Source organism: Pirellulales bacterium, from assembly GCA_019636335.1.
Classification (GTDB): domain Bacteria; phylum Planctomycetota; class Planctomycetia; order Pirellulales; family JAEUIK01; genus JAHBXR01.
Window position 1 is genome coordinate 462,829 of record JAHBXR010000001.1, and the last position, 16,940, is coordinate 479,768.

11 protein-coding genes are annotated in these 16,940 nt (G+C 63.1%); 6 read left to right on the forward strand and 5 right to left on the reverse strand.

The window, feature by feature from the left end; translation table 11 throughout:
• Positions 1-49: 49 nt before the first annotated feature.
• The gene (locus KF708_01915; GenBank protein ID MBX3411445.1) at positions 50-1,216 is read right to left on the reverse strand and encodes an efflux RND transporter periplasmic adaptor subunit; all 1,167 of its coding nucleotides are present in this window, start codon (positions 1,214-1,216) and stop codon (positions 50-52) included.
• 17 nt (positions 1,217-1,233) lie between these two features.
• A complete protein-coding gene (locus tag KF708_01920) occupies positions 1,234-1,896 on the reverse strand; it encodes a TetR/AcrR family transcriptional regulator (protein MBX3411446.1) in 663 nt (220 codons plus the stop codon).
• A gap of 287 nt (positions 1,897-2,183) precedes the next feature.
• On the opposite strand from KF708_01920, the gene KF708_01925 reads away from it, so the two are divergent.
• Positions 2,184-4,208, forward strand: a complete 2,025-nt coding sequence (locus KF708_01925) for a hypothetical protein (protein MBX3411447.1) — start codon at positions 2,184-2,186, stop codon at positions 4,206-4,208.
• Positions 4,209-4,301: 93 nt separating this feature from the next.
• Here the strand turns inward: KF708_01925 and KF708_01930 are convergent, their stop codons facing one another.
• Positions 4,302-5,675 (reverse strand): cytochrome c, encoded by a 1,374-nt coding sequence (locus KF708_01930; protein MBX3411448.1) that lies wholly within the window; start codon positions 5,673-5,675, stop codon positions 4,302-4,304.
• Positions 5,676-5,797: 122 nt separating this feature from the next.
• Positions 5,798-6,544, reverse strand: coding sequence for a glucose 1-dehydrogenase (locus tag KF708_01935; protein ID MBX3411449.1), 747 nt, complete (start codon positions 6,542-6,544; stop codon positions 5,798-5,800).
• Positions 6,545-6,827: 283 nt separating this feature from the next.
• Between KF708_01935 and KF708_01940 the strand changes: the two genes are divergently transcribed.
• From KF708_01940 to KF708_01960, 5 genes are all read left to right on the forward strand, one after another.
• Entirely contained in the window at positions 6,828-9,983 is a 3,156-nt protein-coding gene (locus KF708_01940) for an efflux RND transporter permease subunit (GenBank protein ID MBX3411450.1), read from the forward strand.
• A 94-nt stretch (positions 9,984-10,077) separates the two neighbouring features.
• Complete coding sequence (locus KF708_01945) at positions 10,078-11,526, forward strand: efflux RND transporter periplasmic adaptor subunit (protein MBX3411451.1); 1,449 nt, start codon at positions 10,078-10,080, stop codon at positions 11,524-11,526.
• A gap of 191 nt (positions 11,527-11,717) precedes the next feature.
• Positions 11,718-12,320: a sigma-70 family RNA polymerase sigma factor gene (locus KF708_01950; GenBank protein MBX3411452.1), complete on the forward strand. Its 603-nt coding sequence runs from the start codon at positions 11,718-11,720 to the stop codon at positions 12,318-12,320.
• Position 12,321: 1 nt separating this feature from the next.
• Complete coding sequence (locus KF708_01955) at positions 12,322-14,544, forward strand: serine/threonine protein kinase (protein MBX3411453.1); 2,223 nt, start codon at positions 12,322-12,324, stop codon at positions 14,542-14,544.
• Complete coding sequence (locus tag KF708_01960) at positions 14,541-15,284, forward strand: HAD family hydrolase (GenBank protein MBX3411454.1); 744 nt, start codon at positions 14,541-14,543, stop codon at positions 15,282-15,284. The genes KF708_01955 and KF708_01960 overlap by 4 nt, the downstream gene beginning before the upstream one ends.
• Before the next feature lie 120 nt (positions 15,285-15,404).
• Here KF708_01960 and KF708_01965 read toward each other — a convergent pair whose 3' ends face one another.
• Entirely contained in the window at positions 15,405-16,928 is a 1,524-nt protein-coding gene (locus tag KF708_01965) for a sialate O-acetylesterase (protein ID MBX3411455.1), read from the reverse strand.
• Positions 16,929-16,940: the final 12 nt, after the last annotated feature.

A 16,940-nucleotide genomic window follows, 5' to 3' on the forward strand; every position in this document is an offset into this window, starting at 1 on the left:
CAACTCGTAGCGAGAGCGGACGCGGAGCGAGGAGGGAAACGAGGTGGGGCTAGCGCTCGGTCGTCAAACCGGGAAGGGCCGCCTGTACGGCGGGGGGCTCCGTCAGCTTGGCGTCGACCTTGGCCCCCGGCATGACACGCTGCAGCCCCACGACCACAACTTTTTCGTTCGGAGAGAGGCCATTCGTCACGACGCGCAGGCCCGAGTGGAGACTGCCCACATCGACGCGGCGGTAAGCGACGATCCCTTCATCATCGACGACGTAGAGGAAACGCTGTCCCTGGTCGGTGCCCAAGGCCGACTCGGGGACGAGCAAGGCGCGGTAGGGCTCGCCGATCGGCACGCGCACGCGTACGAACAGACCGGGCGAGAGCAGTCGATCGTTGTTGTCGAACACCGCACGAACGCGCAAGGTGCCCGTGCTAGGGTCGACGCGGTTGTCCTCGAAGTTGAGCTGACCCTGGTGGGGATAACCTTTTTCGTCGGCCAGCCCCATCAACACGTCGGCGTGCGTGCCGGCCATGGCGGCGACGGTTCCTTCCGATGAGGCGCGCCGCAAGCGGAGCAAGGTGCGTTCGTCGAGATCGAAGTAGACCCACATCGGATTCTGCGACACGACCCGCGTGAGAATCGTGTCGTCGGCCTTGACGAGATTGCCCGGATCGATGAAGGGGCGGCTGACGCGACCCGCGATCGGCGAGCGAACCTTGGTATAGCCCAGGTTGACGTTGGCGATGGTCAGCGAGGCCTGCGCCGATTTCAGCGCGGCTTCGGCCTCGGCCACGTCGCTGGTCATGAGATCATGGGCCGATTGGGTGATGACGCCGCGGGCGAGGTTCTCTTTCGAACGCTGGAAGTCGAGCTTCAATCGTTCGAGTCGCGCCTCGGCCTGGGCGACGAGCCCTTCGGCGCGCGCGGCTTCCGCCTTGTAGTAGGGGGGATCAATGTCGAACAGCACGTCGCCGGCCTGCACCTCGGCGCCGTGCTTGAAGTGGACGGCGGCCAGGTAGCCGGTAACGCGGGCGCGGACGTCGATGCTCGTCACCGCTTCGGTTTGTCCGGTGAAGTCTTCATAGTCGCGGATGTCTTGATAGACCGGCAGTGCCACTTCGACCTGCGGCGGCAGCATCGGTGGCATGGGGGGCGGGGCCTGACCGCAGCCCGCCAAGGGGAGGGCGAGCAGGCTGAGGGGGAGGATGTACAAGTAGCTCTTCACGATGGCGCTCTTCAACTCTAGCCGTTTTGGCCGTTCCGGAGACTTGGGTCGTTTCGCGGCTGCTCTTCGGGCGGGGGATTGCGCCGGCGGCCGTGCTCGTTGAGCAGGCCATAGAACACCACGTCGATGATGTCCTGCACCTGCGCCTCGACCGAAACCTGTCGCTGCGAAAAGTGATTCGTAAACATCGTGCCGTACATCAGGTCGCCCAGCACGTCGAGGATGCGGTCGACCGGAATGTCGCGGATTTGGCCTTGGGCGATATAGCCGCGGTACAGCAGTCGCAGGCGTTCGCGGTGGGCCTCGCGATGTTCGATATAGGTGGGCTTTTTACGATCCTTGAACAGAGCCCGCTCGTGTACGAAAAGTTCGCACAGTTCGGGGTGCTCGGCGAAGAACGTGAGATAGGACCGCACGACCTGGGCAATGCGGGCGGGGGGATCCTCGATGTGCTCGATGCTGGCATCGATCGAGGCGCACAACTCGCGCATGCCACGATCGGCGGCGGCGAGAAACAGCTCGCGCTTGCTGGGGAAATAGCGGTAGAGGGTGCCTTTGCCGATGCCGAGTGCATCGGCCAGCAATTGGGTATCGGTGTCGGCATACCCACGCTCGGCGAAGAGCTTGGTGGCGACATCGAGAATCTGTTCTCGGCGATCGAGTGTTCTTACGGTGGACAAGTGGGCAAATCCTGCGGTCAAGCTTACCCCCCACGTGGCGGACTGACTGGTCAGTCCGCCACGTCAATCGTAAGTCAACCCTGTCGGATCGTCAACGGCGAAGGGCCAGTTTTGACGGTTCGCAGGGTTGTACCGGGCCGTTTCGTGTTACCCGAGGATGCTTCGGGGGGGCGCCCCGTGGACAGAAGCACGGCCGGGGAACGCGGCGTCCAGGTGGGCGCTCGACGAGGTACCCGGGACGTTGCTATTATCTCAGCCGCGTCCTGCGCCTCGATTTGAGAACCTCCATGACACAGCCTCCTGCCGAAGGGCAGGTACGCCAGCCCTCTGGGCCCAGCCATTCTGCTGCCCCTCCTGCCGCCGCCTCGACGGCATCTGGCAGTTCCCACCACCAGAGTGCTTGGCTCTGGGTCATGTGCCTGACGGGGGTCGACTATTTCAGCACGCTCGGCTACCAGCCTTCGCTGGCCTTCGAGTCGGCCGGTTCGCTCGCCCCTTTGGCTACCGGCGTGCTGGTGCTGGCCACCCTTTTCGGAGCCCTGCCGGTCTACTGTTACGTGGCGGGACGTTCGCCGTTCGGGCAAGGATCGATCCACATGCTCGAAGAGCTGGTCCACGGCTGGACCGGCAAGTTTCTCGTGCTGACGCTGCTGGGATTCGCGGCGACCGACTACGTGATCACCAAGACCCTCTCGGCTGCCGACGCCGCCGAACATCTGTTGCACAACCCGCACTGGCGCCAGGTGGCGCCCTTCCTGCAGAGCCTGAGCGAACATCAGCAGCGGATGGTCGTGACGCTGACGCTATTGATCCTGCTCGGCATCAGCTTCGTGCGGGGCTTCCGCGAGGTGATCTGGATCGCGGCGATCATCGTGTGCGTCTTTCTCGGCTTGAACGCCGTGGTCGTCGGGAGTGGGCTCGTCTATCTGATCGCCCATCCCGGGTTGCTCGGGCATTGGTGGAACGACGTCGTCACGGGCAATTGGCACCTGCACCACGAGCCGATCCTCGCAGGGACCGATTTCTGGACGATCCTGGCGATCGCGCTGTTGCTCTTTCCGAAGCTGGCACTGGGCTTGAGCGGATTCGAAACCGGCGTGGCGGTGATGCCGCTGGTGCGCGGCGACGAGGACGACGATCCCGCACTACCGGCGGGACGCATCCGTAACACGCGCAAGCTGCTGACGTGTGCCGCGGTGATCATGTCGCTGTATCTGCTGGGATCGGCGATGGCAACGGCGACACTGATTCCGCCGGAGTCGCTGGGTCGCGATCAACCGGCGGAACATCGTGCGATGGCTTACCTGGCCCACGGGGAGAGTCCGTATTTTATCAATCCGCTGTTTGGGGTGTTCTTTGGCACGATCTACGACATCAGCACGGTGCTGATCCTGGCCTTTGCCGGCGCGAGCGCGATGGCGGGTTTGTTGAATCTCGTGCCGCAGTACCTGCCGCGTTATGGGATGGCGCCGGGTTGGGCGCGGGCGGCGCGACCGCTGATTATCTTGTTTACGCTCATCAATCTGCTGGTGACGTGGATCTTCAATGCTGATGTGAGCAAGCAAGGGGGAGCCTACGCCACCGGCGTGTTGGTGTTGATTGTCAGCGCCTGCATCGCGACGGTGATCGACACGTTCCGCCACCGCGCAGGGGCCTGGTATCGGCGTCTGGCGTGGCCCTACCTGGCAATTACGATTCTGTTTCTGTACACGATGTCGGCCAACATGTTCGAACGTCCCGACGGCATCAAGATCGCCAGTTGCTTTATCGTGGCGATCGTCGTGTCGTCGCTCTTGTCGCGCGTCATGCGGAGCAAAGAGCATCGCTTTCAGGGATTCGTGTTTGCCGATCCCGAGTCGCGATTTCTATGGGACAGCTTGAAGCACCTGGAGTTTCCGGTGCTGGTGCCGCACCGTCCCGGACGGCGTAGGCTGGAAGTCAAGGAAGCGAGCATCCGCGAGCGTCACCGGCTGGGGCCGGAGGTGCCGATCGTGTTCGTGGAAGTGCAGCTTGGCGATACGAGCGAATTCGAGCATCAGCCGGTCTTGTCGATCGAGAATGTGGGGGAACGCTTCGTCATTCGCGTGGCCGGGGCGGCGAGCATTGCCCACGTGGTGGCCTCGGTAGCGTGCGAGCTTTCGGCCGTGGGAAAGCCGCCGGAGATCCATTTCGGCTGGTCGGACGAGAGCCCGCTGTCGGCCAGCGCCAGCTTCTTTCTCTTCGGCGAGGGGAACGTTCCCTGGATCGTGCGTGAACTGATCCGCAAGACGATTTCCGATCCTGATCGACAGCCGCGCGTCATCGTGGGATGATCTCGGACGTCGTGCGGCTCGCTGGCGTTGGAATTGGACAACGTAAGCCGCCACGTGCTCGATGGCGACAAACTGCTATCGTGCGCGATCGCTTTATAGCGTCTTGAGGTACTCGAGAACGGCCTGTTTTTCGGCCTCTTCGAGTTCGGCGGGGAAGATGTGTCCGGCGTTGCTCTTGCCCACGATACGGCTGTCGAAGTAGGTGCGCCGCGCGCGGGGATTGGTGACGTCGGTGGGGATGTCGTCGTAGGCGGTCACTTCGAGGCCGATCTTTTCCTGATCGTAGCCATCCTCGCTGCGCTGCCAGACGACCGGGCGCTCTTCGGGGTAGAAGAGATGGCGCAGCGTCGGGACGGAGCCATTGTGGAGATATGGCGCCGAAGCCCACACGCCGTCGAGGGGTGGCGCGAGGTAGCCCCCGGGATCGACGATCATTTTCTTCTTGCCGTAATTGCCGAACCAGGTCATTTGCGCGCCGAACCGCATGATCGGCAGAATGGAATCGAGCCGCGTGCGGTCGGTGCCGACGACGTCGATCGGGATGATCTGGTTCGGATACTCGGAGTCTTTGCCGTACGTGCCGTGGCACTCGGCGCAGCGGTTGTTGAAGATCGTCTCCCCCTCGGCGGCCAGTGTGGCATCGATGCTCCACGGCCAGCGTGGCGTCTCGAGCGACTCCATCCAGGCGAGGATCACCCGATAGTCGTCCTCCGCTTTGTCGAAGGCATCGCGCCCATTGGCGGGATCCATCATGAAGGCCATTAGCGCGCGATGATCCTTCGGCGAATGGCCATCGGAGTAGAGATGCGTTTTCTTGTGGACATACCACCAGGCCGGCGCGTCGTGATCGTTGTGCAGCAGCTTGGGCACCATCTGGTTGGGTCGATAGTTGAGATCGCGGTCGCGCAGAGAACCGAGCAAGACGCCGAATACGATGGCATTGGTCGTACCGTTCGAATCTCCGAGGGGGACGTCGAGCTGCTTGGGTAAGGTGGGCACCTGCTGGCCGAGGAGGTGTTTGGTCTGGGCTACCTCGTCGTACAGCGTTTGCATGGCGATGTGCGAATTGGGCAGCCCGGGGATGACCTGCCCCGCCACCTTGCCACCGTGACAGAAGAGGCAGTTGACGGCCCAGCCAGCCGTCTCGTGGCTGGCGGCAAACTGCATGGGCACGCCCCCGGGACGTCCGGGCGCCTCGGTCAGCCCATAGCGGCGGAGGGCCATCTGGCGGCGTTGTTCGGCACTGGCCGACTCGGCCTTGGCACGGAGTGGCTCTTCCCAGACGCGCCAAAGATTGTCGAACACCTCTTGGTCCATCAGCGGCGGGATATAGTGCCGCTCGATGAGCAGGCGATAGCCAGGTTCCTGCGAGTAATCGCGAACCCCCAGGTTGAGGTTCGCGCCAGACGCAACTCCGACGAGGGAGACGACCAGGGCAAAGAAAGCGAAACGCGAGCGCGATTCCATAGACCACACCCCGATGCAGAGCGAATTGCCTGACATGCTATGCAAGCTAACGATTAGGCAGTTAACCTAACGGGCCGGTATGTGTCAAGCTTTTCTCTGCATCGGGATACGTTGCGGATGGCTCACCGAACGCCACCCGTGATATACAACGTTTCGCCGGTTACCCAGGACGAATCGGACGAGGCGAAGTAGAGCACGGCCGGAGCAATGTCGTCGGGCGTGCCGATGCGGCCCAATGGCGTCGAAGCGGCGGTCGCATCGCGATAGTCGGCAAAGACGCTCGCGCGGAGCCCTTCGGTGTCGACCATGCCCGGGTTCACCGAATTGACCCGGATACCGCGCGGCGCGAGCTCTTTGCCCAGGGTGCGGGTGATGGCATCGACGGCGGCCTTCGTGGCGTTGTAGACCGCACTATTGGCCGGCGACCAGGTCGCCACCACCGAACTGATGTTGACGATGCTGCCGCCATGCTTGCCGAAGAGCTTGACTGCTTCTTGGGTGGTTTGCAGCAGGCCCAGCACGTTCAGATTGAACTGCCGGTGAAAATGCTCCTCGGTGATCTCTTCGAGGGGTGCCTGTTCGAAGATGCCGGCGTTATTCACCAGAATATCGACGTGGTCGAAGTGGCGTTTCGTCTCGGAAAAGAGCCGTGCGATGTCGGTGAACTTCGAGACATCGGCCTGAATGGCCACGGCCTTTCCGCCACTCTTTTCAATGTCGGCCACGACCTGTTCGGCGCCCTGCTTGCTCGACGCATAGTTGACGACCACCGACGCTCCTTCGGCGGCCAGCAGTCGGGCAATGCCCGCCCCGATCCCCTTCGAGGCGCCCGTGACGACCGCGACCTTGCCTTGCAGTTTCTGCGACATGAGGACGTTCCTTGTGCTTGTAAACGCTTTGTTGGGTGAACGCTTGGACGGTGGTACTCGAGTGGCTGCCAGCCGGTTTGTGGATCGCGTCTCCGGCCCTGGCTGACGAGAGAGATTACCGGCCCCTGAACGAGAGCTTACAGACGGGGCAAAGAAAAATTTTTTCTCCGGGCGTGAGTGCAGGATGCAAGTCCCCACGGGGCGATCGGAAACAGGGGCGTGTAAGGATTGCCCGGCTGGCTGGTAATCCCCGCTGAGCATACCCCTTGGCGGAGACCCAACCATGTGGATCGTACGACTCGCCCTGCAGCGTCCTTATACGTTCGTGGTAATGGCCCTGTTGATCGTGGTGCTGGGCGCGACCTCGATCACGCAGATGCGGACCGACATTTTTCCCGAGATCGACATTCCCGTCATTACGGTCATCTGGACCTATAAGGGAATGGAGACGAGCGAGGTCGAACGGCGCATCACGACCTATAGCGAATACGCGATGTCGTCGAACGTGAACGACATCAAGCGGATGGAATCGCAGACGCTCAATGGCGTGGCGGTGATCAAGATCTACTTTCACCAGGGGGTGGACGTCAGCACGGCCATGTCTCAGGTCACCTCGGTCAGCCAGGCGATCCGGGCCGTGATGCCTCCTGGCATTCAGCCGCCGATCATCGTGCGGTTCAACGCGTCGAGCGTGCCGGTGCTGCAAGTCGGCCTGAGCAGCGAGACGATGTCGGAGGAAGAGGTCTACGACTACGGGCTCTACATCCTGCGCACTCAGCTTTCGACGGTGCAGGGACTGACGTTGCCCACACCGTACGGCGGCCGCGAGCGGCAGGTGATGGTCGATCTCGATCCGCAATTGTTGCAGGCGAAGGGGATCTCGCCCAAAGAGGTGGCCGACGCGATCAACGCGTACAACCTGGCCTATCCGACGGGCGTAGCACGGATCGATACGCACGAGTATCCCGTCACCTTGAACAATACGCCCCCCACGCCCGATCGCTTTAACGACATTCCGCTCAAGGTGGTCGGTGGGGCAACGATCTTTATGCGCGACGTCGCGCAGGTCCGCGATGGCAGCACCTCGCAGACGACGGTGGTGCGCCGGAACGGCAGTCGTGGGGCACTCGTAACGCTGCTGAAGAACGGCAACGCATCGACGCTCGACATCGTGAACCAAGTGAAGGGGATGATGCCCGAGATCGTGGCGGCGGCCCCGAAGGAGCTGCACATCGAATTGCTGTTCGATCAATCGTTGTTCGTCACCGCGGCAATCGAAGGGGTGGTGGTCGAGAGCATCATTGCCGGTCTGCTCACGGCGACGATGATCCTGGTCTTTCTCGGCAGTTGGCGCAGCACGCTGATCGTGGCGGTGTCGATACCACTCGCCATCCTGTCGTCGATTATCATGCTCTACGCCCTGGGACATTCGCTCAACGTGATGACCTTGGGCGGTTTAGCGCTGGCCGTCGGCATTTTGGTCGATGACGCGACGGTCGAGATCGAGAACATCCACCGCAACCTGGGGATGGGCAAACCGTTGCGGCAGGCGATTCTCGACGGGGCCATGCAGATTGCGGGACCGACGTTCGTCTCGACGCTGACGATCAGCATCGTGTTCGTCTCGGTGTTGTTTCTCGATGGACCGGCCCAGTATCTCTTCACCCCGCTGGCGCTGGCCGTGGCGTTCGCCATGCTGGCGTCGTACCTGCTGTCGCGCACGATCGTGCCGACGATGGTCGATTACCTGCTGCCGGCCGAGCTGTCTCATGGTCACCACGGTGCATCGCAAGGATGGTTTGGGCGGCTGCACGCCGGCTTCGAACGCCGTTTCGAACAGGTCCGCGACGCGTACGTGCGGGTCTTGAAATGGAATCTCGAGCACCGGGGGCGGGTCTTCCTCGCCTTCGCCCTGATCGCCGCGAGCGGCTTCATGCTGTTGCCCTGGGTGGGACGCGACTTCTTTCCCACGGTCGACACGGGCCAATTCCGCTTGCACGTGCGTGCGCCCGCCGGCAGCCGCATCGAAGAAACCGAGCGTTACTTCACGGCGGTAGAGCAGGCGATTCGCGAGATCATCCCCTCGGACGAAGTCGAGCTAGTGCTCGACAACATCGGCCTGCCGAATCGCACCTACGCGATGGCCTTTGGCGACAGCGCCACGACCGGCATGGCCGACGGCGAGATCCTGGTATCGCTTGCGCATCATCGCCAGCAGTCGACCCCCGCGTACATGGCTCGGCTGCGCGAAGAATTGCCGCGACGTTTCCCACAGTTGACGTTCTTCTTCCAGCCGGCCGACATCGTCAGCCAGATTCTGAACTTCGGCTTGCCGGCGCCGATCGATATTCAACTCGCGGGACTGAATCGGCAGGAAAACTACGCCCTGGCCAGCGAGATCGCCGAACGCATCCGCCACATCGAGGGGGTGGCCGACGTCCATCTCCACCAGGTGATGAACGTGCCGAAGTTGCACATCGACGTCGATCAGACGCGCGCCGGCGAGTTGGGCTTCACGCAGCGCGACGTCGCCGACAGCGTGCTGGTATCGTTGTCGGGCAGCGGCCAGGTACAGCCGAACTACTGGGTCGATCCCTCGATGGGAATCTCCTATCTGGTCGAGACGCGGACACCGACCTACAAGCTCGACAACATCGACGCCTTGAACGGATTGCCGCTGGCGTCGCGCAGCAGCCAGGGGGTGCAGTTGCTCTCGAATGTGGCCAAGGTCGAACGCGGCGTGACGGCCGAAGTGGCAAATCACACGAATGTACAACCGACGTTCGATGTCTATGCCAACGTGCAGGCCCGCGATCTGGGGAGCGTGGCAGGCGAGATCAATCGTATTCTCGACGAATATCGCGCGCGGCTTGCCCCGGGCAATACGATCACCATGCGAGGGCAAGTCGAGAGCATGGAGTCGGCCTTCTGGCGATTGGGTCTGGGGCTGATCTTTGCCGCCGTGCTGGTTTACCTATTGATGGTGGTGAATTTCCAGAGCTGGCTCGACCCGTTCATCATCATCACGGCGCTGCCGGGGGCCTTCGTGGGCATCGTGTGGTCGTTGTACCTGTGGCAGACGACATTTAGCGTGCCCGCCCTGATGGGGGCGATCATGTCGATTGGCGTGGCCACGGCGAATAGCATCTTGCTGGTCACGTTTGCCAACGAGCAGCGTGAGGCGGGTTCCTCGGCCTTCGAGGCGGCACTCGAGGCGGGTCGAACCCGCATGCGGCCTGTGTTGATGACCGCCGCGGCGATGATCATCGGCATGCTGCCCATGTCGCTCGGCCTGGGGGAAGGGGGGGAGCAGAATGCCCCGCTGGGACGGGCCGTGATTGGCGGTTTGGCCGTGGCCACCGTGACCACGCTGCTGTTCGTGCCGGTGGTCTACAGCTTATTGCGTCGCGACCAAGTGTCCGCCGCGCCGGTGGAATGATTTTCTCGGGTCACCCGTGTAAGGAACCATCGCGGGGTCGGTATTCCCCGGAAAGGGAAGCCGAGCCCCGATTTTGATAGGAGGAGCCAGGATCATGATTGCCCCCGCGAATCGCGATAGCCACACGAGAATCCCGTCGCTCGATCGTTCGCAGCGTGCCGCAGCGGTTGCCGACGCAGCCCCGGAAGTACCGTTGCCGGCAGGAAGCCCGTCCGTCGGGCGTCGTCAGGGGCGCGCCCGGCGGACGCTGCGCTGGCTGGGCGTAGCGGTACTGGTCGTGGGGATTATCGCGGTGCTGGGGCAGTCCTGGCATGGCGGCACCCACGAAACGGCGCACGCGTCGCCGCGCGGTATGCCGACGTTGCGAACCGTGACGATCGAACGCCCCACGCCGGCCACGGCGGCCAAGGTCGAGTTGCCCGCCAGCGTGCGACCGTGGCAAACGGCCACGCTCCACGCGCGTGTGAGCGGTTATCTCACCGCCTGGCATCGCGACCTCGGCGAGCGTGTCCGCGCGGGAGATCTGCTGGCCGAGATCGAGGCCCCGGAGCTCGATCAACAGTTGGCCGAAGCCGAGGCCCTGACGCGCGAAGCAATCGCCTCGAACGTACAGGCGCAGGCCGAGTTGGTCGAAGCCGAGGCTGACCTGAAAGTGACCGAAGCGCAGTTGGTGCGCGTGCAGGCCGAAGTGGCGCTCGCCAAGAGCCAACTCGCACGGCGACAAAAGCTGCTCGTCAATCGCACGGTGACGCAAGAAGAGTTCGAGACGTTCGAGCGCGAAGTCGAGGCGCGCACGGCGGACGTGGCCGCGGCCGAAGCCGATGTCGCACGGCGCAAGTCGAATCTTTCGACCCGGGCGGCGGTGATCGAGGCGCGCGAGGCCTTTGCCAAGAGCCGGCAATCGAACGTCGAACGCTTGCGCGAATTGCAGGGCTTCAAGCGAATCGTCGCGCCGTTCGACGGCATCGTCACGCGCCGCAGTGCCGAGGTCGGCATGCTCGTGAACGAAGGTAAGGAGCCGATCTATGTCGTCGAGGATATGCGCCGCGTGCGCGTGCAGGTGAGCGTGCCGCAAAGTTATGCCGCCCGAACGATTCCGGGGACCGCGGCCACGGTACGCGTGCCCGAGTCGGAAGGAGAATCCGTCGAGGCAACGGTGACGCGGATTGCCGAGTCGGTCGATGCCGGCAACCGAACGATGCTCGCCGAAGTGGAACTGGACAATACGAACCGCCGCTTTCAGCCAGGGAGTTTTGCCCGGGTCGTGCTCGAACCGCAGGAGCATGCCTCGCCATGGACCATTCCGACCAGCGCTCTTTCGATGCGAGTGGATGGGCCGCACGTGGCCGTGGTGGATGAGCGGGGCGAAATCGAGCTGCGACGGGTGCAACTGGGGCGCGACTTGGGATCGCGCATTGTGGTGATCGAAGGCATCACGGGGATCGAACGCCTGGTGATCAATCCGACCGATGACATGACTACGGGGACTCGCGTGCAGGCGAACGTATCGGACGAACCGGCAGAGTCGATAGCACAGCGTTGAGGTCGGCCGTGGGAGCCGTCCGGGGCGTGGAGCGTGAGAGACCATGAGCCACCTCATTGCTGAGTCGCGAAAAATGGGGGCCCCTCGTCCCGCTGACTTCCAGGGCGTATCATGTGGGCTGAAGCGGTTAAGGCGGACCGCGTTCTCAGACTGGGCGAAAGCTTATGGCTTCACAAGGTGCGACCCGGCCCGTGGACGATTCGCCTCTCACACGCGCCAGCCTGCTCATTCAGATCCGGGACGGAACGAATCACGCCGCGTGGCAGGAATTCGTGGCGTTGTATGGCCCGGTGGTGTATGGCTTCGCGCGGAAGCGCGGCCTGCAGGATGCCGACGCGGCCGATCTGATGCAGGACGTGATGCGTTCGATCTCGGGGGCCATCGGGCGCCTGGAGTACGACCGCAACCAGGGGACCTTCCGCGGCTGGCTCTTCACGATTACGCGGAACAAGGTTTTCAATTTTCTCTCGGCGCGGCGCCATCGCCCCCAGGGGTCGGGCGACTCGGCCACGAATCGCCTGCTGTCGAACACCGCCGAAGAGGCCGACGGTACCGACGTGTGGGAGATGGAGTACCAGCGCCGGCTGGCTTCGATCGCCATGGATCGCGTGAAGGGCGAATTCCAGGAGAAGACCTGGCGTGCCTTCTGGCTGACCGCGGTCGAAGGGGTGACGGCGCCCGAAGCGGCCCAGCAGCTTGGTCTCTCGACCGGCGCGACCTATGTGGCCAAGAGCCGCGTGCTCGCTCGACTCAAGGAGGAAGTCGAGGCGATGCGCCGCCAGGAGGAAAGCTGAGATGAAGACAGGCACCAGTTGCCCTTCGAGCACCGAGCTGCAGCAACTCCTCGACGGCTCGCTGTCGAGCGATCAGCAGGAGGTGTATACCCGGCACATGGACTCCTGCCAGTGCTGCCAGGCAAAGCTTGAGCAGATCGCCACCGAAGGCACGAATCTTTCGCAAGTGGTCGAGCACCTCGATCGCGAGCAACCGCTGGCCACGTCGGCCTATTGGCCGGCCGTCCAGGCGCTCGATACGCACAAGCACACCACGCTGGTGCAGCAGGCGACTCCCTCGGGGGCGCCGTCAACCGTGACTCGTTCGCGCGAGGTTTCGCTCTCGTTCCTGCTGCCGGCCGAAGACAGCGTCTATCTTGGACGGCTAGCGCACTTTGACGTGATGCGCATTCTGGGGCGTGGCGGGATGGGGGTCGTGCTCGAGGCGTTCGATTCGCGCCTGCAGCGCCACGTGGCGATCAAGGTGCTCGATCCCGATATCGCCGACGATGAAATTGCACGACAGCGATTTTGCCGCGAGGCGCGCTCGGCCGCGTCGATTACGCACGAGAACGTCGTGGCGGTGCATCAAGTCGAACGGGCCGGCGAGCAAGGATTGCCTTACCTGGTGATGCAGCTCATCTCGGGCGAGTCGCTCGAACAGCGGCTTTCGCGCGAAGAACGGCTCTCGTTCCGCGACGTGGTGCGCATCGGCATGCAGGCCGCGCAGGGGCTCGCCGCGGCGCATGAGCAAGGCTTGATCCACCGCGATATCAAGCCGGGCAATATCCTGCTCGAGTCTTCGCAGGACCGCGTCAAGCTGACCGACTTTGGTCTCGCCCGCGTGGCCGAGGATGTGAAACTGACGAGCACGGGATACGTCTCGGGCACGCCGCTCTACATGTCGCCCGAGCAGGCGATGGGAGAAGAAGTCGACGCGCGTTCGGACCTGTTCAGCCTGGGGGCGGTGCTGTACGAGATGTGCGCCGGGCAGCCGCCTTTCCCGGGCAATTCAGCCTTGGCCATCTTGCGGCAGATTTCGGATAGCAAGCCGCGCCCCTTGCGCGAATTGAACCCGGTGGTGCCCGACTGGTTCGCCTACACGGTGGACAAGCTGTTGGCCAAGAAGCCAGAGGATCGCATTCAATCGGCGACGCAACTCGCCGAGTTGTTCGAGTTTCACTGGGCGATCATGAAGGCCTCTTCAGAGGAGATTCCACAGGTTTGCGCGATCGAAGAGGCACGCGAGGCGCGGCGAAATCGGATCATTGCCGTGGCCCTGGCGACGTCGTTCCTGGCGATTGGCTTGCTGGGGGGCTGGATGTTGTCGAATCGAGGCGTGCCCGCTGCCGCTCCGGCGATGGTCTCGTCTGGCGAGGCGCTGGCCGTCCTGAGCGCGAACGCGGGGACGGTCTGGTCGGTGGGGTTCGATCCCACGAGTTCCACGGTGGCGATGGCGGTCGAAGATGGCGCCGTGCGGTTGTGGGATATTCCCTCGCGCAGCATCAAGTCGACGATTAGCGCCCATCGTGGCATCGTCTGGAATTCGCGCTTCTCGCACGATGGCAAGCTCGTTACTTCGGGGGACGACGGCCTCATCAAGCTGTGGGATCCGAGCAAGGACGAGCCGCTCAAGACGTTCAAGCATCCCAATGCCGTGCGTGGGCTCGATCTGGGCCACGACGAAAAATTGATCGTGGCGGGGGATCGTGCCGGCGGTATTCGCGAATGGACGCTCGACGCCGATACTCCGTTGGTCGAGGCCGAACAGCCGGGCGCGGTCTACGTGGTCGCCCTCTCGCCCGATGGCGAAATGCTGGCCACGGCCGGCACGGACAAGGTTGTGCGTTTGTGGAACGCGAAGACGCTCACCCTCAAGCTACCGCTCGAGGGGCACACCGGTCCGGTAAACGGGCTGGCCTTCAATCATGATGGCCACCGTGTGGCCTCGGTCAGTTGGGACAAGACGATACGCATCTGGGATACCGGGAGCGGCCAGTTGATCAAGTCGTGGGAAGGGCACGAAGGCGACATCTGGGGCGTGGCCTACTCGCCCGACGGCAAGAAGATCGCCACCGCCGGCCACGACAGCGCGGTGAAAGTGTGGGACGCCGAGACGGGCGAACTGCTGGCCACGTATCTCGGCCACAAGTTCGCAGTACACACGGTCGCCTTCAACGAGGATGGCACGCTGCTGGCCTCGGGCGGGCGCGATGGTTCGGTGCGGATTTGGAAGATTGAATGATGTCGAAGTCTGGTAATGGAATGGCGACTACTCGCGAACAACTCGAGCCGGGCCGTACGGGGTTTCTCTTCGACCTCGACGGGACGCTCGTCGACAGCGTCTATCAGCATGTGGTGGCCTGGCACGAGGCGTTGTCGCAAGTCGGCATCGAGTTGCCAGTATGGAAGATCCACCGCCGTATTGGCATGAGTGGTGGTTTGATGGTACACGCGATCGCCCGCGAGACGGGGCACGCGCTCACGCCGGCCGAGGCGAAGCGACTGGTTAAGCTGCACTCGGAAGCGTACGCGCGCCTCTCCGGGAAGATTCAGCCCTTGCCTGGGGCACGCGAGTTGCTCGCGCATCTGACACAAGTTGGCGTGCCATGGGCGATTGCCACGAGCGCGCGGCTCGAAACGGCGCGTCCAACGCTCGTGGCACTGAATGTGCCGGCGAGCGTGCCGATCGTGACGCGCGATCAGGTGGTGTATGCAAAGCCTGATCCTGATCTGTTCCTGGCGGCGGCCGATCGACTCGGCATTCCGATCGCCGGCGCCGTGGTAGTCGGTGACAGCGTGTGGGACTTGCTCGCTGCGCGGCGTGCGCGGGCGTTGGGCGTGGGATTTCTCTCCGGCGGCTACGGCAAAGAGGAGTTGGAACGCGCTGGGGCGTACCGCGTTTACGCCGACCCCGCCGATCTGCTCGCGCATCTCGACGAAGTTGGTGTGCGCTATCCGGAGTTGGCCGCCGAAGAGTCGTAAAGCAAAAAGCCTTCGCCGTGCCATAGAGCCGTCGTGGTACAATCCCTCGTTGAAGATCGACCACAACGACCCTACGGAAAAGTTCCGCAGGATCGTCGTGTTTGTCGCGATGGAAATTGTTTAGTTGGCGTTTGCCGTCACACCCGGCCAGTCGTCGGTGCGGAACGGCGTGAGGGGCAGACCGTCGCCCGTGAACATGTTCACCACGGGGTTGTCGGCCCAACCGTAGCGCACGGCGACGGGCTTCGCCACTTCGGCACTCGAGACGGCGATGCGGCCATCTTTCAGGATCTCGGCCTGGGCCGGGACGAACTTCTTGTCTTCGCCGGCGATGGTGAAGCCGCGCGGCTCGCGGACGTCGAAGGGGCGCCAGCCCGAGGCGAGATTGTCGAACGTCAGGTTCGCCTTGTCGCCGTCGACTTCCATCGACTTGTAGCGGGGGCTGGCCGCGGCGATGTTGACGCCGTACTGCTTGGCCAGGGCCCAGCGGGCGAGCCGCTTGCCGACGTCCTGTTTGTTCTTGGGATGGATATCGTAGCCTTCGCCGGCGTCGATGATGACGGCCTCGCCGGTGTTGGGCAGCTTGTCCATGGTCATGGTTTGGGCTTCGCGCAGCTCGGCCCAGGCGCTATCGCCCGGCTGCGGCGCTTCGGCCATGAAGTCGGCCAACTGGACCCAGTAGAAGGGGAAATCTCCCTGTTTCCACTCGTCGCGCCAGCTCTGGATCATGAGTGGGAAAAGGGTGCGGTACTGGTAGGCACGCCCGGCGTTCGATTCGCCCTGATACCAGATGGCGCCGCGAATGCCGTAGCCCAGGTGCGACTTGAGGACACCGTTGTAGATGTTGGCCGGGTTGTGATTGCCAGCGAGTTGGCCCTTGAGTTGGCCGAGTTGCTTCTTTTCATCTTCGGTGGGCGTGGGCTTCGCTGCGAGGGCATCGGCTTGAGACTTCATCGCGTCCCAACGCTCGAGCAGCGGCTTGTAGGCTGGGTCCGAGGCGAGCTTGTCGCGCTCGATCCAGGCCTCGCAGGCCGAGCCTCCCCAGGCGTTGTTGATCATGCCGATGGGCACGTGGATCGTGTCGTAGAGCTGCCGGGCAAAGAAGTAACCCACGGCTGAGAAGCTGCCCACGTTCTCCGGCGTGCAGACCATCCACTTGCGATCGTCGTGGCTCCAGATGGGGTCTTGCGAGCCGATCTGCGGGAAGTTGATCATGCGGATTTGCGGGTAGTTGGCCGTCAGACGTTCGAGGTCGGCATCTTTGCTGGCATTGACCGACCATTGCATGTTCGACTGGCCCGAGCAGATCCAGACCTCGCCGACGAGCACGTCGGAGATCTTGATTTCGTTGTTGCCTTTGATGGTCAGCTCGAGCGGTCCGCCGGCCGACAGGGGGGAGAGCGTCACGCTCCAGTTGCCGTCCTTGTCGGCCGTGGCTGCGTGTTTTTGATCGCCGATGGTGACGGTCACTTTCTCGCCTGCGTCGGCGCGGCCCCAGACTTTGTTGTCCTGGTCGCGCTGCAAGACCATCGAATTGCTGAAAATGTTCGGCACGCGCACGTCGGCGATTGCGAATGGGCAGAAGTTCCACACCGCTGCCAGCGCGAGCAGCAGGACCCCGAAGCGAAAGATCGAGTGACGCATGAGGCAAACCTT

What these genes read in the sequence shown, in the direction of transcription:
- KF708_01955 (MBX3411453.1), top strand. Translation starts at nt 12,322, where the DNA reads ATGAAGACAGGCACCAGTTGCCCTTCGAGCACCGAGCTGCAGCAACTC.
- KF708_01925 (MBX3411447.1), top strand. Translation starts at nt 2,184, where the DNA reads ATGACACAGCCTCCTGCCGAAGGGCAGGTACGCCAGCCCTCTGGGCCC.
- KF708_01940 (MBX3411450.1), top strand. Translation starts at nt 6,828, where the DNA reads ATGTGGATCGTACGACTCGCCCTGCAGCGTCCTTATACGTTCGTGGTA.
- KF708_01935 (MBX3411449.1), bottom strand. Translation starts at nt 6,544, where the DNA reads ATGTCGCAGAAACTGCAAGGCAAGGTCGCGGTCGTCACGGGCGCCTCG.
- KF708_01930 (MBX3411448.1), bottom strand. Translation starts at nt 5,675, where the DNA reads ATGGAATCGCGCTCGCGTTTCGCTTTCTTTGCCCTGGTCGTCTCCCTC.
- KF708_01945 (MBX3411451.1), top strand. Translation starts at nt 10,078, where the DNA reads ATGATTGCCCCCGCGAATCGCGATAGCCACACGAGAATCCCGTCGCTC.
- KF708_01960 (MBX3411454.1), top strand. Translation starts at nt 14,541, where the DNA reads ATGATGTCGAAGTCTGGTAATGGAATGGCGACTACTCGCGAACAACTC.
- KF708_01965 (MBX3411455.1), bottom strand. Translation starts at nt 16,928, where the DNA reads ATGCGTCACTCGATCTTTCGCTTCGGGGTCCTGCTGCTCGCGCTGGCA.